We start from the raw sequence: 22,401 nt of genomic DNA, 5'->3' as shown, positions 1-22,401 counted from the left end.
TCAAATAATGAGGCAACGATAGAAACCTTGGTTGCTATTACAATAACAATTCGTTGTTATTTCGCGTAAGCGAAACCCTTTGGGGTTGTATGGTTAAGTGACTAAGCGTACACGGTGGATGCCTTGGCAGTCAGAGGCGATGAAGGACGTATTAACTTGCGATAAGCGTAGATAAGGCAGTAAAAGCCACTTGAGTCTACGATTTCCGAATGGGGAAACCCACTAGCATAAGCTAGTATTATTAACTGAATACATAGGTTAATAAGGCAAACCCGGGGAACTGAAACATCTAAGTACCCGGAGGAGTAGAAATCAACCGAGATTCCGAAAGTAGCGGCGAGCGAAATTGGATTAGCCCTTAAGCTTTTAATGATGCAGGTGAAGATTCTGGAAAGTATCGCGATACAAGGTGATAGCCCTGTAACCGACACGTCATTTTAAGTGAAAACGAGTAAGGCGGGACACGTGATATCCTGTTTGAATATGGGGGGACCATCCTCCAAGGCTAAATACTACTGACTGACCGATAGTGAACCAGTACCGTGAGGGAAAGGCGAAAAGAACCCCTGTGAGGGGAGTGAAATAGAACCTGAAACCGTGTACGTACAAGCAGTAGGAGCAGGCATTGCGTCCTGTGACTGCGTACCTTTTGTATAATGGGTCAGCGACTTATATTTAGTAGCAAGGTTAACCGTATAGGGGAGCCGTAGGGAAACCGAGTCTTAACTGGGCGTCGAGTTGCTAGGTATAGACCCGAAACCAGGTGATCTAGCCATGGGCAGGTTGAAGGTTGAGTAACATCAACTGGAGGACCGAACCGACTAATGTTGAAAAATTAGCGGATGACTTGTGGCTAGGGGTGAAAGGCCAATCAAACCTGGAGATAGCTGGTTCTCCCCGAAAGCTATTTAGGTAGCGCCTCGGACGAATACTACTGGGGGTAGAGCACTGTTAAGGCTAGGGGGTCATCCCGACTTACCAACCCTTTGCAAACTCCGAATACCAGTAAGTAATATCCGGGAGACACACGGCGGGTGCTAACGTCCGTCGTGGAGAGGGAAACAACCCAGACCGCCAGCTAAGGTCCCAAAGTATAGCTAAGTGGGAAACGATGTGGGAAGGCTCAGACAGCCAGGATGTTGGCTTAGAAGCAGCCATCATTTAAAGAAAGCGTAATAGCTCACTGGTCGAGTCGGCCTGCGCGGAAGATGTAACGGGGCTAAGCTATACACCGAAGCTGCGGCAACATAATTTATTATGTTGGGTAGGGGAGCGTTCTGTAAGCCGTTGAAGGTGGACTGTAAGGTCTGCTGGAGGTATCAGAAGTGCGAATGCTGACATGAGTAACGATAATGGGAGTGAAAAACTCCCACGCCGGAAGACCAAGGGTTCCTGTCCAACGTTAATCGGGGCAGGGTAAGTCGACCCCTAAGGCGAGGCCGAAAGGCGTAGTCGATGGGAAACGGGTTAATATTCCCGTACTTCTTATAATTGCGATGGGGGGACGGAGAAGGCTAGGTGAGCCTGGCGATGGTAGTCCAGGTTCAAGGGTGTAGGCTAATTTCTTAGGTAAATCCGGGAAATTGTTAGGCTGAGACCCGATGTCGAGTCACTACGGTGATGAAGTCATTGATGCCATGCTTCCAGGAAAAGCCTCTAAGCTTCAGATTATAAGAAATCGTACCCCAAACCGACACAGGTGGTCGGGTAGAGAATACCAAGGCGCTTGAGAGAACTCGGGTGAAGGAACTAGGCAAAATGGTACCGTAACTTCGGGAGAAGGTACGCTCTTGACGGTGAAATCCCTTGCGGATGGAGCTATCGGGAGTCGCAGATACCAGGTGGCTGCAACTGTTTATTAAAAACACAGCACTGTGCAAAATCGTAAGATGACGTATACGGTGTGACGCCTGCCCGGTGCCGGAAGGTTAATTGATGGGGTTAGTCTTCGGACGAAGCTCTTGATCGAAGCCCCGGTAAACGGCGGCCGTAACTATAACGGTCCTAAGGTAGCGAAATTCCTTGTCGGGTAAGTTCCGACCTGCACGAATGGCGTAATGATGGCCACGCTGTCTCCACCCGAGACTCAGTGAAATTGAAATCGCTGTGAAGATGCAGTGTACCCGCGGCTAGACGGAAAGACCCCGTGAACCTTTACTACAGCTTGGCACTGAACATTGACCCTACATGTGTAGGATAGGTGGGAGACTTTGAAACTTCGTCGCTAGATGGAGTGGAGTCGACCTTGAAATACCACCCTTGTATGCTTGATGTTCTAACGTAGGCCCCTTATCGGGGTTGCGGACAGTGCCTGGTGGGTAGTTTGACTGGGGCGGTCTCCTCCCAAAGAGTAACGGAGGAGCACGAAGGTGGGCTAAACACGGTTGGACATCGTGTGGTTAGTGCAATGGCATAAGCCCGCTTGACTGCGAGAATGACAATTCGAGCAGGTGCGAAAGCAGGTCATAGTGATCCGGTGGTTCTGAATGGAAGGGCCATCGCTCAACGGATAAAAGGTACTCCGGGGATAACAGGCTGATACCGCCCAAGAGTTCATATCGACGGCGGTGTTTGGCACCTCGATGTCGGCTCATCACATCCTGGGGCTGAAGTCGGTCCCAAGGGTATGGCTGTTCGCCATTTAAAGTGGTACGCGAGCTGGGTTTAGAACGTCGTGAGACAGTTCGGTCCCTATCTGCCGTGGGCGTTGGAAGATTGAAAGGGGCTGCTCCTAGTACGAGAGGACCGGAGTGGACGAACCACTGGTGTTCGGGTTGTCATGCCAATGGCATTGCCCGGTAGCTAAGTTCGGAATCGATAAGCGCTGAAAGCATCTAAGCGCGAAGCGAGCCTTGAGATGAGTCTTCCCTGGCACTTTACGTGTCCTAAAGGGTTGTTCGAGACTAGAACGTTGATAGGCAGGGTGTGTAAGCGTTGTGAGGCGTTGAGCTAACCTGTACTAATTGCCCGTGAGGCTTAACCATACAACACCCAAGGGGTTTTGTGGACTCAATGTAAGAACATTGAATGTGTGTGAACTTTTATTTAGGTCAGTAATCCAGATTATTAAAGTTTTCTAAATTATTAGGAAGCTTTACCAAATTTGCTTGGCGACCATAGCGTTGTGGACCCACCTGATTCCATGCCGAACTCAGAAGTGAAACGCAATAGCGCCGATGGTAGTGTGGGGTCTCCCCATGTGAGAGTAGGACATCGCCAGGCTTTAATACCGTTTTATCTTTTTTAGGAAAGATAAGGCAAAAATAGTCAAAGCTAAGTTTTATAAGACTTTGATTATTAGCAAAATTCGGAGGGATGGCTGAGTGGTCGAAAGCACCGGTCTTGAAAACCGGCAAGGGTTTGTAGCCCTTCTAGAGTTCAAATCTCTATCCCTCCGCCACTATCTAAGCCCTAGTCGAAAGACTGGGGCTTTTTTTATAACTCAAATCCCTCAATAATGAACTTCTGTGATGTATTTTCTAACCACTCGTGTAGTTGTGTTCTTCCTCGCTATTCCGCAGTACTAATCTAAAACCTTCAATTTAGTACGTTGTGATTGCTATGTCGTGAATATTTTCTGCGGCACAGCCGTGTTGGCGATGGTATAGAATGGTGGAGGCTCCTATGCCGACTCCTACAATGCCTTGGAACTACTTATGAGGCATTTCCTTTATATTACTTAATAAGCGTTCAAAGTGTCTGAATAGAGGTTTCTGAAGGACAGATATCATCGGGGTTGAAGGAAGTTTCTTCCTATAGGAATGAAGGGTAGTAGCGGTAATAACTAGCGCTAAAGTCGCTACTATGTCTTGAGGTAAGTGTTGGCTTATGTACATTGAGGCTTAGTACATTAATAACAGATTTGGTTTCTACCGTTATCTTTCGCTCGGAATAGCGCTTTGTCGGCGGTACCCAACATTTTTTCGTAGATCTCTGAAGGAGTAAGATCGATTCCAGCGATGCTTTTTTCACCAAATGTAGCAACACCGACGCTTATGGTCACAGGGCTAGAGTTGGTCATTACACATTCCTCAACACCCATCCGTAATCGTTCAGCAGCGAGCTGTGCTTCTCTATGATTGGAATTGAACATGAGCACGACAAACTCATCACCTCCAAATCGACCAATTATGTCACTGTCCCGAGCTACTTTTCGCAATGTGTTGGCTACCTCCAGTAGAATATTATCTCCTTCAAGGTGACCAAGAGCATCGTTAATGACTTTAAAGTTGTCTACGTCGACCATCGCTAAAGATATCGGCATATGTTCTCTAGCGGCGATTAAAAGTTGTTGTTCAAAGATCTCTGCGAAGGCAAAGTGGTTGTAGAGAGAAGTATGAGGGTCATGCCTTGCGAGGTTTTTAAGCTCTTCATTTTTGCGTTTTAAAGTCTCTTCTGTTTCTTTTAACTGTGTGACATCGGTGTGGGTACCAAGAATACGTATTGCTTTGCCATTTTTATCTCTTAAAGCAAATCCTCGACATCTAACCCATACAGTTGAACCATCTTTGTGTTTGTATCTAACAATTTGATTATGCGGGTGAGCTGGGTTTTCACAATGAAGCTTAAAATTGTCTAATGCTTGCTTCATGTCTTCTTGATTGATGACTTCGCGCCAATCCGAGAGTAAGTGTTGTTTACTGGCAGGGTCATACCCCAACACCTTCCAGAAGTTGTCGCTCATCCATTTGTGTTCTTGGTTTTCTAAATCCCAGAAAAATACACCATCAAGGCAACTGGTTTGCAAGAACTGGAATATAGCTGGATCTTTCGCTAGTGTGTTTTGCAGTTCTTTCTCTAGATAGTGCGGTTCTGTTTTTTCCATTATTCAGACTCTTTATGTGATTCTCTATTTATACTAGCTATAAAAACTATCAAAGTAATAAGAAACCGTTCTTTTTGTTCAAATTCTTTGATTGAAGCAATAGAACAACAAAGTAAGTGTATTTACGGTGCAGGATTGTAGAAATTGGATTAACGCATTTAGGCCTTAAGGCCGACAGAACGGCTATACTAAATATAGCAGTTCACTTACATTCTCAATTTCTATATCTGGAAGAACTCTTGCTTGACGATGTTCCGTAATCGGACTTATTGACGTGTTAATCCAACATGTTGAAAAGCCGCATTTTTTAGCCCCACTGACATCTGAAATAAGGTGGTCACCAACATGTAAGATTTGTTCTTGGGGAAGCCTTAAGTGATGACTTGCTGCCAAAAACATATCTTGATGAGGCTTTGAACGTCCATCGGGTCCAGCTTTTAATACCAAATCGAAATATTGACCAAGGCCTATCTCATGCACATCTACATTACCATTGGTGATAGCTATCAACGGAAACTTTTCTTTTAATGCTTGCAGCGTTTGATGTGATTCTAATGGGACATCGACCTGGTTACGCAGCCATAAAGCGTGTTTTATCCCATCTTCGGACGCTTCTTTTGCTTTTAGGTTATCGTAACCCAATTGCTTTAAACCCTGCTCGATCTGTGTTTTCCGCCAAATAGTTACGTCATGCTTAAGCTCTGGATGCGTCTCGGCTAATTGAAACTTCAATTCCTTCCATTGTTGTGACGATAATTGACTTGAGATTGGATGGTGTTGATGGAGCCAGAGTGCCATTTCATTTTCTACTCTGCGTATCACCGGATGATTGTCATATAACGTATCATCGAGATCAAAACTAAGTGCCTTTATTGAACTTAAACGTCGGTATACCTGCATCATTTCTCTTTTTTCTTGAAAGCTCTAGGGTGCGCTTTATCATACTCTTGAGCTAGGTGTTGAAAATTTAAGTGAGTGTAAACCTGAGTCGTAGAAATGTTTTCATGTCCAAGTAATTCCTGAACTGCGCGCAGATTACCACTGGATTCTAGTATATGAGTGGCAAATGAGTGACGTAGTTTATGTGGACTAATATGACTGGAGACACCTTGTTTTAATCCCCATTGAGCCATTCGTTTTTGAACGTTTCTAGATGAGATGCGGGCACCTAATTTCGAAATAAATAACGCTGATTCGTCTTGCTTTAATAACATTGGGCGAAGTGTGAGCCACATATTTACCCATTGCTTAGCATATCCCGAAAACGGTACTTTACGCTCTTTGTCGCCTTTGCCGATGACTCTAATCTCTCCGTTGCCGTTGCTGATGTCTCTTATATCTAGGTTAATTAATTCAGCAAGGCGAATACCTGTTCCATACATCAGTTCCATCATCGCTCTATCACGAACGGATAATGGGTCGGTTTCATCTACGGCTAACAACAGGTCAACTTGGTCTACATCGAGGTTTTTTGGTAACGTTTTTTGGCGTTTTGGTGCAGCAACACCTTTGGCTGGATTGGCGTTTAGCTCACCTCGTAAAACTAAGAAATCGAAAAAACTCCTTAGAGAGGAGAGCCGTGTAGCAAGGCTACTCGACTTCATTCCTTGGCGCATACCTTTACTGGCAACTTGACGAACCCAAGCAGCATCAACCTGTTGCCAGTCCTGCAAGCCGAGATCAAATAGTTGTTCGGCGATAATTTGTAGCTGTTTTTTGTAATTGTTTTGGGTATGCAAACTGAGCCCTTTCTCGCTTCTTAAATATTGATAGAAGCGTTCAAGAGGCTCTATAAGTTGTTCAGGCAGATGTGTGGTTAAGGACATTGTTGGTTGGCCCATTATTTTCCCATTCAAGAGTCGAAACCAAATGAGAAACGACCGTTGCAAGGTGACGCAAAAATAGGGTATCCATACTCGGTTGGAAGTGACCACCGTCATTACTAGAAAAGGCGATGACACCAAGAGGCTTTGATTTTTCTAAAGGTAATATGGCAAATGAACCTAGTTCAGGGCAGCGATCATGGTTAAACAATAGATCACGGTCTGCTTTTTTTAATCTACCAAGGTAAGCCGACTTACCATTGAAATGATTGGTCGCAAATCGTTGCCAGTTCTCCATATTAATATGATGTTTGAGGTTGTCGCAATGTAACAATTTTAAATAAGCCGTGAGAGAGAGCTCTTTTGAAAACTGATTAATGGCATCAACAACCTGAGACAAAGTATGGCACTTGAGAATGGTTTCCTGAAGGCTCATAAATTGATGAAAATGCTGGCCGTTGTTCGCTGCCATTGACATTAATTCAGTGATCTCTTCCTCGAGGTCAGCGATTTTCTCTCTCTGCCTTCTTAGCTTTATTTCAACCAAAGAGACAGTGCCTTCCTGACGTACAGGAAGTGACATAAGCTCTGTGAGCTCTTGTCTTTCCCTGAAAAAGTCAGGATGGTCACGTAAATATTGAGCAATAACCTCAGCGGTCATTGGATCTGCTTTGCTTAAAGACAAATTTTTTCCTCTGTCATATTGCTAATTAGCACGTCAATTGACCATCAAATACATGAGTAGCAGGCCCGGTCATATAAAGAGGGTGTCCCGGTCCTTTCCACTTAATGACAAGATCTCCGCCGGGAAGATGGACCTTTACTTCTTCGTCTAAGGATTCTTGATATATACCGACAGCCACCGCTGCACAAGCTCCGCTACCACAAGCTAAGGTCTCTCCAGCGCCTCTTTCATAGACTCTAAGGTTTATCTCACCTCTATCTATAATTTGCATAAAGCCAGCATTCACTCTCTCAGGAAAGCGTTCATATGATTCAAGTAGAGGACCGAGTGTTTCAATATCAATGGTCTGAATATCATCAACTGGTGTCACGACATGAGGATTACCCATGCTCACCGCACCACAAAATAGAGTCTGTTCGTTGACACGAATTATGTAGGTTTTCTCAGCTTGTTTAGCTTTGAATGGAATTTTGTTAGGTTCAAATATGGGTTCGCCCATATTCACGGTAACAAAGTCATCCTCTTCAATATTCAACACCATTTTCCCTTTTTTGGTGCTCACGTTAATATTGAATTTGTTGGTTAGGCCTTTCATTCGAACAAATCGTGCAAAGCATCGTGCTCCGTTACCACACTGTTCTACTTCACTACCGTCAGCATTAAAAATGCGGTAGTGAAAATCGGATTCAGGATCATAAGGCGCTTCAACGACGAGTAATTGGTCGAAGCCAACACCGGTGTTTCGATTCGCCAAACGACGGATGAGATCTGGGGAAAAGAAAATATTCTGCGTAATGCAATCTACGACCATAAAGTCGTTGCCCAGACCGTGCATTTTAGAGAAATGGAAATGCATATTTTCTAGTTACTCCGGTAAAATGTGTTCATCACGCCAAAGGTCAATATACTCTTCACGTTTACGAACGAGATGTACTTTATCCCCGTCGACCATTACTTCAGCAGCTCGTCGACGAGCGTTATAGTTTGAAGACATTGAGAAGCCGTATGCACCTGCAGATCTTATCGCCAACAGGTCGCCCTGTTGTATTAATAGGTCTCGGTCTTTACCTAAAAAATCGCCAGTTTCGCAAATAGGGCCAACTATATCGTATGCTATTGCTTCCCCTTTCCTCGGTGAAACAGGCACTATATCTTGCCATGCAGAGTATAGTGCAGGGCGCATTAAGTCGTTCATAGCTGCATCAACTACTGCAAAGTTTTTGAATTCGGTGTGCTTTAAGTATTCGACCTTTGTCAGGAGAATACCTGCGTTCGCGGCAATTGCACGTCCCGGTTCAAAAATTAATTCAATATCTGGATGGTTAGTCAGGCGAGCTAATAACGCTTTTGCATAATCAGATGGTTGTGGGGGTAACTCATCTTTGTATACCACCCCAAGACCACCACCAACGTCCAAATGTTCGATATGAATATTATCGGCAATCAGTTGATCGATCAGTGCCAGTAGTCGGTCTGTCGCATCAATGAATGGCTCTATATCCGTGAGTTGAGATCCAATGTGGCAATCTATGCCTTGTACATTGAGATTTGGTAGACTATCTGCGAATCGATACACTTCTGATGCGCGATCAAATGCAATACCAAATTTGTTATCTCGTAGACCAGTAGAAATGTAAGGATGCGTTTTCGCGTCTACATCTGGATTAATTCTAAGAGAAATCGGTGCAATCACGCCCATTTCAGCGGCAACAGTGTTGAGCCTTTCCAACTCAGGTTCAGATTCTACATTGAAGCACTTGATATTTAACTCAAGCGCTCTTTTCATCTCTTCAACCGTTTTACCAACGCCAGAAAAGACGATTTTAGCAGGATCGCCACCTGCAGTTAATACGCGTTCTAGTTCACCACCAGAAACAATATCAAAGCCAGATCCCAAGCGTGCCAATGCGTTTAGCACACCTAGATTACCATTTGCCTTAACTGCGTAGCAGACAAGGTGAGGATGTTCGCCTACAGATTTATCAAACGCATTCCAGTGCCTTTCTAACGTCGCTCGGGAATAAATGTATAATGGGGTGCCAAACTGTTGCTCTAAAGCTTGTAGTGAAACTTCTTCAGCCCATAGTTGGCCATCATCCTGATAATTAAAATAATCCAATGTATTCTTTCCTTAACAAATTACGATTGCGTTTGTTCACTTTCTTGTGGCGCATCTTCTGGCATATAGAGTGATCCTGTATTTCCACAACCAGCTAAACTTAATGTTGATAACAAGCAGAGTCCCGCGATAATTTTTTTCATGGTGCAATTCGTGATTATTGATTCAATGCCCTCTATAATCGCACTACTAATAAGAAAAGCAATAGGATAGAGCAGGATGAATGATACTGAATATCATCAAATCGTAGATGAAGTGTTTAATCAACTGGAAGAGATGATTGATGATTCTGGTGCGGATGTTGATTTTGAAATCATTGGAAATGTAATGAATTTAGAATTTAGTGATAGAAGTCAAATAGTTATTAATAAACAAGAACCAATGAAAGAGATCTGGTTGGCATCAAAATCTGGCGGATTTCATTTTTCGTACATAGATGACAAATGGATCTGTTCAAAAACAGGTTCTGAGTTTTTCTCATTTGTGAAAAATGAATGTGGCAAGCAAGCAGGTGAAGATATTGACTGGGATGAATAAAGACGTTTTCTAATAATGCGAATCATTCATTCCCTATTAAATGGGAGTGGGTGACGAGTATTAACAAATCCTAGGCATTAACTGCCTTAGAAGGTTTTGATTGAACGCAATTATCATTGCGGTACGGTGCAACGTAGCTATTGCTAGTGTCATCTTTAGGATGAATAATTTGGTAATACTGTGGAAGATTGAAGTTAATCAAACAGAGGTCTTCGCTTTCAGTACCATGGCTAGAGGTATAGAATCGATTAACGTTATTTATCATGTCATCTTTACTGCCGTTAAACTGGTGGTAAACCTCTAAAGAGTTTTCTTCATCTAAAACATAGATGTTGAAACCATCAGCGGTATCTTCGAAAAAGAACTGAACCAAGCCTTCACTCGCAAAACTATCGACGACAGGTGGTAAATGATAGTCTCGCTCTTTATCAAGCATTGATAACGGTGAGCCATTTAATTTATTGGTTGATATGCTGCGATAAAAATCTACCGAGTTTTCTAATTTCTGAACTGATACCCCTCTTCTTTCGAAGAATAGACCAAACATTTGATTTGCGACTTTAATCGCTTTGAATTTTCGATTCGTTTGTTCTTCTACTGGCTTCAAACGCATATCAATGCATTCGGCAAGTAATTGGTAAACAGTATTACGAATGACGCCTCTTAAGTTTTTACTGTAGCAGAAAACATCAACCGACTCTGGTGGAACGGCATCTTGGTGCATTTTGCCCAGGATGGTTTTTAATGCATCTAATATTGCGGCATCACCGGTAAAGTGCATGGTTCTAACTTCATGCCAAGAGTTACGATATACCAAGTCAACGCTGCCAACTAAGCTTATGGCTTCTTCACCAAAACTAAATATATCTACGTTCTTCACATCAACTTTAAGTGAACGCGGAATATGTTGAGCGCTCGGATCATTCTCGAAGTTGATGAACATTGCCATTTGGCTGATTTCACACGGACTGCCCAAAGCCTGCATTGAAGGCCGGCGTTTACGTAGAGAAAAAGTATTTCGTAAATCACTGACCATTTGATAGAACTTGTCTATATCAAGTTGTGCATCTTTCACTACCGAATTTAATCGAGTAGATTCGGTAATTAACCCATTAAAAAATGACCATGCTACCAATTTACTTAAGTATTCATTGTGCTCAAGACTTTTGGAACCAATCAGTTTATTTGCGATAAGAGGCTGCTTATAGAGATACCATCCAGACGGATTTGTACGTCCTTTTTGTACCTGAATAAAACTTAGGTCGGGTTCATGAAGGTCCGGTGAAATTTGCGGATTGAGTAACGTTACTTTTCCGGGAAGTACTTCAAAGGCGGCGTAGAGCTTTCTTGCTAATATGCTAATGTCCTGAGGACTGATAGCTGACGTTATATCGTTGCGCCTAGCAAACTGTATTAGGTTACGATAACTCAACATTAGAGCATCAAGTAACCCATCATGGACAACTTTTACCTGTTCTACTTTCCAGTTGCGACGGTCATCTAATTCAGCAATGACGTTATGATCCCAATTCCAACTCTTAGTCATTTTGCCCAGTATTTTACGACGCCACTCTACAGAGCCAGCACCTGGGGTACGAGAAAGTTTTTCATGGGTTTTAAGGTAGAAACAACGACGAACTAAGTCTAGACGGGTGTAATCTTGAATACGTTCTAGGTAGGTAGTGACTTTATCGAGCATGAGATAATACGAATCCATGCTATATAGGTCAGGTTCATAGGCAAAAAATCGACGTTTGCTATCGACACTCAAAAGTTGAGTATTCGGGTATTCCCAAGAATAGGCTTCTAAAAGGATGGCCTTTAATACTGATTTGTAAGGGGAGTCGATACTTTTATATAACTGCCATAAGTTCGAACCAAAATATTCTTCCGCAGGAATTCGATTTAGCTCGCCAAAGTCGATCCAATCGTAGCAATTGATATGTCCTGTCTTACACAGTTGGTCAACGTACTCTTGATAACATTCCTCCATCTCTGGAGGTACGATTTGCCACAAAAGGCGCTGACCAGCTAACCGAACAGCAGAACGATAGAATTCATCAAGTAATAGTAAGTGTTGAGAGGAACCGCAGTTATCACCAGTCATCTCTTCGGAGTGGTTGCTTCTGAAGCGCTCTTCATCCATTAAGAAAAAGTTGGCCTCGATACCGTAGCCTTTAGCCCACTCAGTAATCAGTAAGCATTTATTACCAAGATGAGAGCGTTCATCATCCCCCATCTCTGGTGACACACAAACCCATATATCGAGATCACTGGATGTACTTTGACCGATAGAAGAGGTACTGCCCATGGTGTATAGCCCTAAAATATGAGCCTCGCTATCAGGTTCTATAGGTTCTGATTGGGTAGCTGAAATTTGAGCGATAAACTGTGTCTGAATATCGTTTTCTTCTAAAGAATGGACTCCATATGGGACGGGTTTGTCATAATAGCCAGGAACTGCGGGATGGTTGTAATGAAGAAGGGTAGGAATAAGATTGAAAACTTGCTTGCCTTTTTGATCCATAATCGCCAACGCGCGCTCGATGCGCTGCTGATTCAGAGAGTCAATTCTACTGATTATTGTTTGGATATAAGCCTGCAAGGTGTATTCCTTGGTCTGATAAATTCTAGTTCTGTTTAGTTTTTATTCTATGTACGTTACAAAACGTGATCAATTTAACACTTTTAGCGAGCGAGGTAAAGAAATTACAATTAATATGGTTATTTCTAAGCTGTTTACCCGCCATTCATTTCAACCCTCAATCGAGAGTGTCGTAATATAGAGAGCACTAATATAAGTGTAACTTTTATTGAGATAAACATCACATATTTTTTGTCATTTAAGCAAGAAACAAGCACAATTTATCAGACCTTATAACAATCGATATATGTGACTTAGATTGGATGGTAGGATAATAAAATTGTAGTCAATTAAAAAGTAAATATTCGGAATTTCCATGACAGATAACACTCCGGTAAGAATCGCTACTCGTAAGAGCCCTCTTGCTTTATGGCAAGCATATTTTGTTAGAGATGCCTTGCAAGCCGCTCACCCTGGCCTAGAAGTCGAGTTGGTTACCATGGTGACTAAGGGGGATATCATTCTTGATTCTCCATTGGCAAAAATTGGTGGAAAAGGCCTTTTTGTTAAAGAGTTAGAAGTTGCTATGTTAGAAGGACGCGCCGATCTTGCTGTCCACTCAATGAAAGATGTACCAGTAGGCTTCCCTGAGGGGTTAGGTCTTGTCACTATTTGTAAGAGAGAAGACCCGAGAGATGCGTTCGTCTCAAATACTTATGGGTCTATTGATGAGTTGCCGCTGGGTTCGATTGTCGGCACCTGTAGCTTGCGTCGTCAATGTCAGCTTTTGGAAGCTCGCCCAGATCTTGTTATCAAAGAATTACGCGGCAACGTCGGTACTCGGTTAGGTAAACTTGATGCCGGCGATTACGATGCAATTATTCTTGCTGCTGCCGGGTTAAAGCGCCTTGAGTTAAAGGAACGAATTAGAAGCTATATCGAACCAGAGCAATCCTTACCAGCGGTTGGTCAAGGTGCTGTAGGGATTGAATGCCGAGTTGATGATGAGCGCATATTGAAGCTTTTGGAACCATTAAATCACGCCGACACAGCAGATAGAGTGCGTTGTGAACGCGCGATGAATCTAACTTTGGAGGGTGGTTGTCAGGTACCTATTGGTAGTTACTCTCTTTTAGACGGTGATAAAATCTGGTTACGCGCTTTAGTTGGAGAACCCGATGGTAGCAAAATGGTTCGAGGAGAGATCCGCGGAAATCGTAAAGATGGAGAAATCTTAGGTGTCGAGCTTGCCAATCAGCTTCTTGCTGACGGAGCAAAAGAGATTTTAGAAAAGCTATATAGCGACCACGAGTAAGTATGGTCGTATTAATAACTAGGCCTAGCCCAGACGGAGAAGCGCTTTGTGATGCGCTTTCTTCTTGTGGTATCCAAGTTATTTATCAGCCTTTGATACAGTTCTCCGAGGGCAAGGACAGTTGTCGCCTCCACAAGACATTAAAAAATTCTGATTTGGTTATTGCGGTAAGTAAAGCAGCAGTTGAATGGGCCGGCAGAGTGTTGCAATCTGAAATGCAATCTTGGCCCGATTCCATTCGATATTTTGCCATCGGTCAAAAAACAGCGGATAAACTCAGCGAAGTTACCGCTCAGAAAGTACACTATCCGCAAGTGAGTGATAGTGAACATTTATTGAGACTTCCTCTACTATCAAAGCTTATCAATACCAAAGTGACAATATTGAGAGGCAATGGAGGACGGGAGCTCATCCGGGATGAATTACTTAAAAGAGGCGCTAGAGTTGAGTATTGTGAAGTATACCAACGTCAAACGCTTTCATTTGACGGAAACTCTAGTGTTAAGAATTGGAAAAAAAATAACGTTGACCATATAGTATTGACGAGTGGAGAACAGTTGGACTATTTCTTCAACATGATCCCTAATAATGAGCATAACTGGCTTTTTGAGCAAAAGCTTATCGTGCCAAGCAATAGAATTGCAACGTTAGCTCGAAGGCTTGGATTTCATGAAGTAGCGGTTTCGGGTAGTGCATCCAACCCCGATTTAGTCGCTGTTATTCAACAGCAATGCACAACAGGACAAGTACATGACAAATAAAAAAAACGGGCAAACAGAACCTGAAATCAACGAACTTCAATCAAATGATACGGCGTTGAAAGACACGTCTGTAAAAGTAAAAAAGAAGTTGGAAACCTCTTCTGAAACCTTGGTCGAGGGTAAGAAAGCAGAGAGTGGTGCCGATTCTACTTCTTCAAAAGCTACCTCTGATGGTCAGTCTGTAAAAAGTGACCAAGGAAACTCTCCAATCGATCCGGTTCAATTTGAAGAAAAACAGGGCAAACGAGGCGTTAAACTTGGCACTTTGGCCATTGTTATTTCTCTTTTATTTGCTGGTGGCGCTGCTTTTGTATTTAATCAGCAGAATGTCCAACATCAATCCCAACTTGCTCAACTAGAAGCGCAAATAAATAGTATGAGTAATCAGCTAGATCAACGACTTTCCTCAACAGAAGCGTTAGCCGCGGCAAAAGCAGATGAAGCATATAATAAAGCAGACACGGCGATTACTCAGCAACACGAGAGTATCAAAAGTCTACAAGTTGCTCTAGCCGATGTAGCGGGTAGACGACCAAACGATTGGCTTCTAGCTGAATCTGACTACTTAGTAAAACTAGCTGGAAGAAAGCTATTTTTAGAAAAAGACGTGGTGAGTGCGACTCAATTGATGGAGAGTGCCGATCAACGAATATCTCTGCTCAATGATCCGAGTTTAATGCCATTACGTAAAGAAATGGCAAAAGATATTACCACGCTTAAATCGGTCCCATTAATTGATAAAGATGGATTGGTATTAAGGCTAATTAGTCTGCAACAACAAATTGATACTTTACCGTTAGCGAACGCGATTTTACCTGAGACGCCTGTTGTAGAACACAAGAAGGTATCAACGGATATTTATGACTGGCAAGACAATCTATTGACGTCATTGACGGATTTTTCTGAACAGTTTATAACTTTCCGTACCCGTGAAGGCAATGTAATCCCGCTTCTCGCACCGAAACAGCATTATTATTTGAAAGAAAATGTGAAAGGTAAAATTGAGACAGCAATTCGTGCTGTCTATAATGAAAACCAAGCGATCTACCAAAGTTCATTGAAGACTGCAGATGAATGGACGATGCAGTTTTTTAAACTCGATGATCCTGCAGTAGTGCAGTTTAATAAGTCTATTCAGCAGCTTTCTGGACAAAATATCGAGGTTAAATACCCCGTTAAACTGGTGTCACAAAAAGCACTTCAAGATGTCATTAATGATCGTCTTCGTCGTCAAGTTACCAGTATGACCATGGAGGATAAACAATGATTCGAATGATTTTCCTCTTTGCGACACTTGGAATAGGGCTTTTTGTGGGTACTCAGTTTGCTGGGCAACAAGGCTATGTTCTGATTTCCATTGCTGACACAACGATAGAAATGAGCGTAACGACGTTAGTCATTTTTGTTATTGGTATTTTAGCGGCACTTTTTGGTTTGGAATACCTGATCAAAAAAACGTTGAATATGAGCAGTACTACATGGAACTGGTTTAGTGTTCGTAAGCTTAAGCGAGCTCGTAGAAATACGAACGAAGGTATTGTGAAGCTGCTAGAAGGCGATTGGCAAGCGGCGGAGAAAAAAGTAACTCGTTGGGCGAACCACCATGATATGCCATTACTGTGTTATTTAATCGCGTCAGAAGCCGCTCAAGAGATGGGTGATAACAACAAGCGGGATAAATATCTACAGTTAGCAAAGCAGCAAGATAACTCTACATTAGCGGTTGAGTTAACCAAAGCTCGCCAACAAGTTCGTGAACGAGATTTTGAGCAATCATTTATTACTTTGTCCACATTACAAAGTGCTCATGCTACGAATTCGATGGTACTGAATCTACTTAAGATTACGTATATTAATCTGGAACATTGGGCGCTTTTATTAGAAATCTTACCTAGGTTAGCCAAGGCTAAGCTTATTGATTCTGAAGAACAATCTAAGCTTTCTAAACAAGCTCAATGTGGTTTGATCATAGAAGTTGCTAGATCGAAAGGCTCTGAAGGTGCGATTGCACTTTGGAATAGCTTTCCTCGAAAGACTCGTCATGATGAAGAAATCGTTGCATGTTTAGCCATGCAATTAATAGAACGACACGCGGATTCTGAAGCCTATAGCTTGGTTGTTGAGTCACTCAAAAAGCAGCATAACGATGCTCTTATTCAGTTAATACCAACCATGAATTTAGCCGATAATTATCCTGCAGTTGTGATGTTGCAAGGGCTTATCAAGAAAAACTCAGAAGATGCCGTTGCCCATAGCGCAATAGCTAAAGTGTATATGACGAATGAAAAGTGGGTTGAAGCGCAGCAACACCTAGAAAAAGCGCTTTCGATTAGAGCTGATGTATCGGATTACTCTGCCTTAGCGACGGTTCTCGAAAAACAAGATCTTACTCATGCGGCAAATGATGTCTCGAGACAGGCGTTGACGTTGATTAGTGCCAAATAAAGACAATTAGCGTGAAATATCTGAATATAAAAAAACCAGCGTAAGCTGGTTTTTTTATATTCAGATATTGCCGATTAGGTCATCTGCTTATGACCGCTTCTGTCTGCTTTAAATATCGCCAAATAGTGGTGAAAAAAAACAATTAATCTATCGGCATTTATTGGTTCATTAGATAGCCTCAATAATTCACATGCTGTTTCACATGTACATAAGTGACCACTATCTTGATTACGTCGTAATGAGTAATCTGAATTTAACATACCCGATAACTTCATCATTGTTAGGGTTTGTAACCATGGGCTCTTTCGTATCATCTTATTCGCCTCCTGCCATGTTGAATCTAAAATGATAAACAGAGGTGGTTTCTCATTTTTATTGATTATTCTATCGTCAAGTATAGTGCTGTCTTCACTGGGAAATAGCAGTATCGGTCTAAAGTTATTGCTGTTGATAAGTTGGATTAGTTCTTGTGGTGGTGTGACTCTATCCCACGTAAACCTGAGCGTTTCAGGTAAGCTCTTTGAAACCAATTTACCTGTATTTGTTTCTCGCCTGATTTCGTTGGGATGCATTAATAATGCAATGTTAACTTTACTTTCAAGGTACGGAGTCTCTTCGCACAGGCAATTAAACTTAAAACCGCATTTTAAACACGGTTTTAATTGTGATTCTATTTGGGACATTCTATGGCTTGTCTCTATAAAGTGTTAAGCCACCATTTGCGATAGGGTACACATCACCATTCACTTTTTCGTGTTTAGCCTCTATCTGGTTGCCTTGCAGTGTGAATAGGCGCTCAGCGACTATCCGCTGTCCTTGATGGTGCGTCATCACCACTTGAACCTGTTCATCATTCAATTGCTGCCAATAACCCGATTCTTGGATTGGCAATCCAGCCGCGTAAGAATAAGTGGTTGTAGCCGTATGATCAGAAGATAATTTTAGTTCAATACTGAACCCTGTTGATTTAGTACTTGTTGCAATATAGCTATTGACCCATTTTAATGTGGCATCTTTGTTCGCCAAGGTTGCGCAACCTTGCTTTTCTTCATCTTTGTCATTAAACGTCGCGCTCCAGCCATAGATACTGTCGCTCATCGAGTCATTACATATTGCTTTCGTAATAGTAAGTTGCCCCTGTCCAAAATGATACTTACGTTCTGTCGGGGTTAAACGAGTAGATGAGAGTGAAAATCCTCTCTCATCAGCGCCAAATTGCTGGTAACGTGTTTTATCATCGCTAAACTCCATTGACCAGTATGGCTCGTTGCCAAAAGCTTTTGTTGAGCGAAATGGTTGCTCACAACGTTTGGTATTTTCTGTTGTGATGAAATTAATCCCTGAAACGACGAACCGAGCCGAAAAGTCATGATTGAATCCTTCGCCAGATGTCCCTTCAAGGTGACCGATCATTTCTGCATACATGGGCTGATATGTTTCACGGCTAAGCCCCATGGTTTCATTAAATGATTCAGTATCCATATCTACCCAATATTGCTGATTACTGCCGCAAGGAATGAAACTACGAGTTTCATGACCGACGGTGAGGATTCCTCTCATAATAAACGTAGGCGCTTTGGGTGTATCGCTCTCTTCGCTCAGAGAAATCTGCTTTTTATTCTTTTGTGAAGGAACGGATGTTTCCGATGAGGAAGAGCAAGCCTGGGTGAGACAAACTAATACCAGTAATATTGAAATAGGTAATAACTTCATAAAGTAAATCCATCTAACTACGTTTCAATCATTATGTCATAACTACTAAAAAAGGTAGCGAAATTGCTACCTTTAATCAAATATAAGACATTGAATTAAAACAAGTGCTCATTCAGATATTGGGCAACGGCGTGATCTTTATGGGAACCGATAATCTCATTATTGGGCAGTGCTTGTTTTACCTTTTCGTGAGAAGTTTCCATCACAAGGCCTTTGCCTGCCATCGATAGCATTTCAACATCATTCATTCCATCGCCAAAAGCGATACAATTTTCAAGCGTGGATCCTATCGAATGGGCAATCGCTTCTAATGCGGCCCCTTTAGATACACCATCCGCCATCACTTCTAAACAAGTAGGTGTCGAAAAGGCAACATTCACCCGGCCTTTAAATTGTGCATTCAGTTTATCTTCAAACTGGGTTAAGTATTCGTGGTCTGGGTAGACAAAGAAAAGTTTGGCAATACCTGTCGTGGGCATATTGTCGGCATCTAGAAGCGTGTACTGGAACCCCGAATCTTTATGAAATTTCTTGATGTCGTCATCTTCTCTGTTGGTTAGCCAATGATCATTTTGATAGACATGTATGCGAATTCTTGGATCTTTTTTGATGATATCTGCAATGGGCTGAACAAGTTCTTCATCTACATTTTTACTGTACATTAACTCATCATTTTGATTGTGTACACGAGCGCCATTTGACGTGATCATGAAGGCTGGTATGCCTGCTTGCTCGCGAATCTGAGCGACATCCACATGGTGGCGGCCTGTCGCAAAAACAAAGGTAAAACCTTTTGAATGCAGCTCCTGGAGTGTTTTTTTACTGAAGTCACTTAATTGGTGATCGGGAGCGAGAAGGGTGCCATCTAGATCAGAGGCGACAATTTGAAACTGTGTATCGTTTAGTCGGTTCATACAACTCTCTATTAATTATTTGACTCTAGCAGTAGGTAGTTTAGGGCAAAACACAGATGAAAAAGAGGGTAAAATTGTTAATCTTCTTTTCCCTATTTTCAGTTTATCAATCTTGTTCAAAAAAACGATGGATCATCGATAGAGCTTCATCTCTTATTTTATCATTCTCAAACAAAATTTCGTGTTTGCTGCCCTTACTTATCTCTAATTTTGAAGCTTTGTTAGTTATGCTCAGCGATGCAATAAATTCTAATTGGGCTTGATTACTGACGATATCATCCTGCTCAGCTTGAATAAGTAGTATTGGGATAACCAGTTTTTTAGCATTTTTGATGCATGCTGCTGCTCCGGATAGTGCTTGCCAAATCCAGTGAGCGCTGGGTCCTCCAATTTTGAGCTGAGGCATATCTTCGTAAAGGTCTCTAAACCACTTGTATCTTACTTTGCTGGAGGTCAGTGGGTTGAGCTTAAATGGTTTCGCTCGATATTCCCTATTTTTGGTTAGATAATCAGGTTTAGTACTAATAAGGCTAACAAGGCACGCCCAATATGGTGCAATGGGTTTCAAGAGCGGCGACATATTAACACCAAACATAGGGGCACTGAGTGCTACGCGATCAAAACCATGGTTGGGGTAGCACTGTAAATATCGGGTAGAAATTGCGCCTCCCATGGAATGTGCGATAAGAAATTTCTGGTCATATTTCCCCAGTTTAAAGCCATCAACTAATTCGGCCATGTCATCGACATAATGGGAGAAGGAGTCCACATGCCCAATTTGCCGGTCTTCGGTTAGTCGGTCGGATAAACCCTGCCCGCGATGATCAAACGAGTATACGTCATAACCTAATTGGAAAAAGTAATAAAGAAGTTCTTGATATTTCCATGCTGATTCCACTCGACCATTTGCAACCACAATGGCTTTGGTGTGATTAGCCGAAGTAACGGACATCCAATACAGGTTCTTTTGGCCTTTTCCTAGTACAAAGCCTTCCTCTCTTTTTTGCCAGAAATTATTGATTTTACCGTGCATGATTTCTGGATAGTCTGATTCTTGGATTGGGTTTGCCGTGATCATAATTACCTAATTTTTTTGTCACTTAAGGTGCGGGTATAAAGAATGAATGAAGTAAGCATATCACTCATGTTGCCCATATTAAATTGAGATAGCGAATGCCATTTTTTCTGCCGTGTGAATAAGCCTATTTCTTCATATGAAGATTTGATGACAATTCACATTGATCATTGATCTGAAATTATGGTTGTATAATATATACGTATATCCATATGTTTGGTTTGAATTATGTTGCCTAATCAGTTTTTTAAAATGCTGTCAGATGAGACTAGAGTTCGTTGCTTGCTATTAATTGCAAGAGAAGGAGAGCTGTGTGTCTGCGAACTGACTCAGGCACTGGGGGAGAGTCAGCCTAAGATATCCCGACATTTAGCTCAATTGCGCCAGTCTGGGATATTACAGGATGAACGGAAAGGACACTGGGTGTATTACCGTGTTGCCGCTGAATTACCTCGATGGTTAGAGAAAGTGATTGAAGGATTGAAACAATCTAATTGTTTAATAGAGCAATACAAAACTGACATTGAACGTTTGAATGCGATGAAGAGCCGTCCAAATAGATGCTGATACGGCTATATAAGATTATTTACAAGGAAATTACTTATGACGATTAAAGTAGGAATTAACGGTTTTGGTCGAATCGGTCGCTTAGCCTTACGCGCTGCCTATGACTGGCCAGATATGGAGTTTGTACATATTAATGATATTGCGTGCGATACGGCTACTTTAGCGCACCTGTTAGAATTTGACTCGATTCAGGGACGTTGGCATCACGAAGTGAGAGTGGATGCTTCTGAAATGGTGATTGATGGCAAAAGAGTGGCTACGAGTCAGCAGCAAGATATTAATGAAGTAGATTGGTCGGGTTGTGATGTGGTCATTGAAGCGACGGGTGTTCATCGTAAAGTTTCTCACTTAAACAAGTATCTAGCTCAGGGCGTTAAACGCGTTGTCGTGTCAGCACCAGTAAAAGAAGAAGGTGTTGCCAATATTGTTGTAGGAGTAAATGAACATATATTTAATCCAGCAGTACATAAAATTGTCACTGCAGCGTCGTGCACCACAAACTGTATTGCACCTGTGGTAAAAGTCATTCACGAGAAGCTTGGCATTGAACAGTCTTCCTTTACTACAATTCATAATTTAACCAATACACAAACCATTTTGGATGCTCCCCACAAAGACCTTCGCCGTGCTCGTGCGTGTGGTATGAGTTTGATCCCAACCACCACGGGTTCTGCAACCGCGATAGTTGAAATTTTCCCAGAACTTGAAGGGAAAATTAATGGCCATGCCGTTCGTGTTCCTCTGGCTAATGCGTCTTTGACCGACATTATTTTTGATGTGAAGCGCGATACGACAGCTGAGGAAGTGAACGCTCTACTAAAAGAGGCCTCTGAGGGAGATTTACAAGGTATTCTTGGATTTGAAGAACGTCCGTTGGTTTCTATTGATTATAAAGGTGATCCACGCTCAACGATTGTTGATGCTCTGTCTACCATGGTTGTCGGAACTCGTATGGTCAAGATTTACGCCTGGTACGACAACGAAATGGGTTACGCAACCCGAACGTCAGAGTTAGTTCGTAAAGTCGGCTTAGCATAA

Annotated in this window: 19 protein-coding genes, 1 tRNA gene and 2 rRNA genes; 10 read left to right on the top strand and 12 right to left on the bottom strand. The window is 42.2% G+C overall.

The annotated features are described in order from the left end of the window. The first annotated feature begins 91 nt into the window (after window positions 1-91). The 3 genes from IUZ65_RS16210 to IUZ65_RS16200 all read left to right on the top strand — a co-directional run bounded on the left by IUZ65_RS16210 (window position 92) and on the right by IUZ65_RS16200 (window position 3,400). Window positions 92-2,984, top strand: a 23S ribosomal RNA gene (locus tag IUZ65_RS16210). Window positions 2,985-3,106: 122 nt separating this feature from the next. Continuing rightward, window positions 3,107-3,222 (top strand): 5S ribosomal RNA (rrf, locus tag IUZ65_RS16205). An 87-nt stretch (window positions 3,223-3,309) separates the two neighbouring features. Continuing rightward, window positions 3,310-3,400 (top strand) — tRNA-Ser (locus IUZ65_RS16200). Window positions 3,401-3,850: 450 nt separating this feature from the next. Here IUZ65_RS16200 and IUZ65_RS16195 read toward each other — a convergent pair. The 7 genes from IUZ65_RS16195 to lptM form a co-directional block, all read right to left on the bottom strand. Beyond that, a complete protein-coding gene (locus IUZ65_RS16195) occupies window positions 3,851-4,825 on the bottom strand; it encodes a sensor domain-containing diguanylate cyclase (RefSeq protein ID WP_195704679.1) in 975 nt (324 codons plus the stop codon). 183 nt (window positions 4,826-5,008) lie between these two features. Next, entirely contained in the window at window positions 5,009-5,725 is a 717-nt protein-coding gene (gene yigB, locus IUZ65_RS16190; protein ID WP_195705145.1) for a 5-amino-6-(5-phospho-D-ribitylamino)uracil phosphatase YigB, read from the bottom strand. After that, window positions 5,725-6,666, bottom strand: coding sequence for a tyrosine recombinase XerC (gene xerC / locus IUZ65_RS16185; RefSeq protein ID WP_443083720.1), 942 nt, complete (start codon window positions 6,664-6,666; stop codon window positions 5,725-5,727). The genes yigB and xerC overlap by 1 nt, the downstream gene beginning before the upstream one ends. Then, complete coding sequence (locus IUZ65_RS16180; protein ID WP_195704678.1) at window positions 6,626-7,333, bottom strand: DUF484 family protein; 708 nt, start codon at window positions 7,331-7,333, stop codon at window positions 6,626-6,628. Before IUZ65_RS16180 ends, xerC begins: the two co-directional genes overlap by 41 nt. Before the next feature lie 25 nt (window positions 7,334-7,358). Further along, window positions 7,359-8,189: a diaminopimelate epimerase gene (gene dapF, locus IUZ65_RS16175; RefSeq protein ID WP_195704677.1), complete on the bottom strand. Its 831-nt coding sequence runs from the start codon at window positions 8,187-8,189 to the stop codon at window positions 7,359-7,361. Between the two features lie 9 nt (window positions 8,190-8,198). Next, a complete protein-coding gene (gene lysA / locus IUZ65_RS16170) occupies window positions 8,199-9,452 on the bottom strand; it encodes a diaminopimelate decarboxylase (protein ID WP_195704676.1) in 1,254 nt (417 codons plus the stop codon). 20 nt (window positions 9,453-9,472) lie between these two features. Continuing rightward, window positions 9,473-9,595 (bottom strand): LPS translocon maturation chaperone LptM, encoded by a 123-nt coding sequence (gene lptM / locus IUZ65_RS23515; RefSeq protein ID WP_443083719.1) that lies wholly within the window; start codon window positions 9,593-9,595, stop codon window positions 9,473-9,475. A 76-nt stretch (window positions 9,596-9,671) separates the two neighbouring features. Here lptM and cyaY point away from each other — a divergent pair, with 76 nt between their 5' ends. Then, a complete protein-coding gene (gene cyaY / locus IUZ65_RS16160; protein WP_195704675.1) occupies window positions 9,672-9,989 on the top strand; it encodes an iron donor protein CyaY in 318 nt (105 codons plus the stop codon). A 70-nt stretch (window positions 9,990-10,059) separates the two neighbouring features. Here cyaY and IUZ65_RS16155 read toward each other — a convergent pair whose 3' ends face one another. Further along, window positions 10,060-12,594: a class I adenylate cyclase gene (locus IUZ65_RS16155; protein ID WP_195704674.1), complete on the bottom strand. Its 2,535-nt coding sequence runs from the start codon at window positions 12,592-12,594 to the stop codon at window positions 10,060-10,062. A gap of 355 nt (window positions 12,595-12,949) precedes the next feature. Between IUZ65_RS16155 and hemC the strand changes: the two genes are divergently transcribed. Genes hemC through IUZ65_RS16135 form a run of 4 tightly spaced genes read left to right on the top strand, consistent with a single transcriptional unit; the run spans window position 12,950 to window position 17,094 of the window. After that, complete coding sequence (gene hemC / locus IUZ65_RS16150) at window positions 12,950-13,888, top strand: hydroxymethylbilane synthase (protein WP_195704673.1); 939 nt, start codon at window positions 12,950-12,952, stop codon at window positions 13,886-13,888. A gap of 2 nt (window positions 13,889-13,890) precedes the next feature. Beyond that, the gene (locus tag IUZ65_RS16145) at window positions 13,891-14,649 is read left to right on the top strand and encodes a uroporphyrinogen-III synthase (RefSeq protein ID WP_195704672.1); all 759 of its coding nucleotides are present in this window, start codon (window positions 13,891-13,893) and stop codon (window positions 14,647-14,649) included. Then, the gene (locus tag IUZ65_RS16140) at window positions 14,639-15,916 is read left to right on the top strand and encodes a uroporphyrinogen-III C-methyltransferase (protein ID WP_195704671.1); all 1,278 of its coding nucleotides are present in this window, start codon (window positions 14,639-14,641) and stop codon (window positions 15,914-15,916) included. Before IUZ65_RS16145 ends, IUZ65_RS16140 begins: the two co-directional genes overlap by 11 nt. Continuing rightward, window positions 15,913-17,094: a heme biosynthesis protein HemY gene (locus IUZ65_RS16135; RefSeq protein WP_195704670.1), complete on the top strand. Its 1,182-nt coding sequence runs from the start codon at window positions 15,913-15,915 to the stop codon at window positions 17,092-17,094. The genes IUZ65_RS16140 and IUZ65_RS16135 overlap by 4 nt, the downstream gene beginning before the upstream one ends. A gap of 74 nt (window positions 17,095-17,168) precedes the next feature. Here IUZ65_RS16135 and IUZ65_RS16130 read toward each other — a convergent pair whose 3' ends face one another. From IUZ65_RS16130 to IUZ65_RS16115, 4 genes are all read right to left on the bottom strand, one after another. Beyond that, complete coding sequence (locus tag IUZ65_RS16130) at window positions 17,169-17,777, bottom strand: tRNA-uridine aminocarboxypropyltransferase (RefSeq protein ID WP_195704669.1); 609 nt, start codon at window positions 17,775-17,777, stop codon at window positions 17,169-17,171. 1 nt (window position 17,778) lies between these two features. Next, window positions 17,779-18,807 (bottom strand): COG3650 family protein, encoded by a 1,029-nt coding sequence (locus IUZ65_RS16125; RefSeq protein ID WP_195704668.1) that lies wholly within the window; start codon window positions 18,805-18,807, stop codon window positions 17,779-17,781. A 95-nt stretch (window positions 18,808-18,902) separates the two neighbouring features. After that, window positions 18,903-19,721, bottom strand: a complete 819-nt coding sequence (locus tag IUZ65_RS16120; protein WP_195704667.1) for a Cof-type HAD-IIB family hydrolase — start codon at window positions 19,719-19,721, stop codon at window positions 18,903-18,905. A gap of 106 nt (window positions 19,722-19,827) precedes the next feature. Beyond that, complete coding sequence (locus IUZ65_RS16115; protein ID WP_195704666.1) at window positions 19,828-20,799, bottom strand: alpha/beta fold hydrolase; 972 nt, start codon at window positions 20,797-20,799, stop codon at window positions 19,828-19,830. Window positions 20,800-21,024: 225 nt separating this feature from the next. Here IUZ65_RS16115 and IUZ65_RS16110 point away from each other — a divergent pair, with 225 nt between their 5' ends. Next, window positions 21,025-21,363 (top strand): metalloregulator ArsR/SmtB family transcription factor, encoded by a 339-nt coding sequence (locus IUZ65_RS16110; RefSeq protein WP_195704665.1) that lies wholly within the window; start codon window positions 21,025-21,027, stop codon window positions 21,361-21,363. A gap of 36 nt (window positions 21,364-21,399) precedes the next feature. Then, window positions 21,400-22,401, top strand: coding sequence for an ArsJ-associated glyceraldehyde-3-phosphate dehydrogenase (locus tag IUZ65_RS16105; protein WP_195704664.1), 1,002 nt, complete (start codon window positions 21,400-21,402; stop codon window positions 22,399-22,401).

Source organism: Vibrio sp. VB16 (assembly GCF_015594925.2).
In the GTDB taxonomy this organism is placed as follows: Bacteria; Pseudomonadota; Gammaproteobacteria; order Enterobacterales; family Vibrionaceae; genus Vibrio.
The sequence above is the reverse complement of the archived record's forward strand: the minus strand, read 5'-3'. Positions and strand labels throughout refer to the sequence as shown.